This is a genomic window from Myxococcus llanfairpwllgwyngyllgogerychwyrndrobwllllantysiliogogogochensis (assembly GCF_006636215.1).
GTDB lineage: Bacteria > Myxococcota > Myxococcia > Myxococcales > Myxococcaceae > Myxococcus > Myxococcus llanfairpwllgwyngyllgogerychwyrndrobwllllantysiliogogogochensis.
Genome location: NZ_VIFM01000832.1, coordinates 1 through 427, shown reverse-complemented (window position 1 = coordinate 427; position 427 = coordinate 1). Strand labels below are relative to the sequence as shown.

Genomic DNA, 427 nt, shown 5'->3' with positions numbered 1-427 from the left:
GCTGCTGATGCTGGACATCGACCACTTCAAGCGGGTGAACGACACCTACGGCCACATGGCCGGGGACATCGTCCTGCAGTCGATCGCCCGCACGCTGAGCCGCTGCGTGCGCCCCATGGACACCCTCTCGCGTTACGGCGGCGAAGAATTCGCCGTCGTGCTGCCCGCCTGCCACGCCGGGTTCGGGCGCGTGGTGGCCGAGCGCATCCGCCGCGCGGTGGAGCGCACCCCGGTCCGCATCTCGCCCACCGTCGAGCTCAACGTCACCGTCAGCATCGGCGGCGCGTTCGCGCTCCAGTGGATCCGCAGCACGACGCTGCTGTGGACCGAGCGCGCCGACAGCCAGCTCTACAAGGCCAAGGTGGCGGGCCGCAACCGCGTCAGCATCGAGGAGCAGCCGGACAGCACCGTGACGGCGGAAGAGAAG

General features: G+C 69.8%; 1 protein-coding gene. It reads left to right on the top strand.

What is annotated here, in order from left to right; translation table 11 throughout:
* Positions 1 to 427: GGDEF domain-containing protein (locus FJV41_RS57475; RefSeq protein ID WP_141649642.1), on the top strand; the 427-nt coding region annotated here is incomplete at both ends.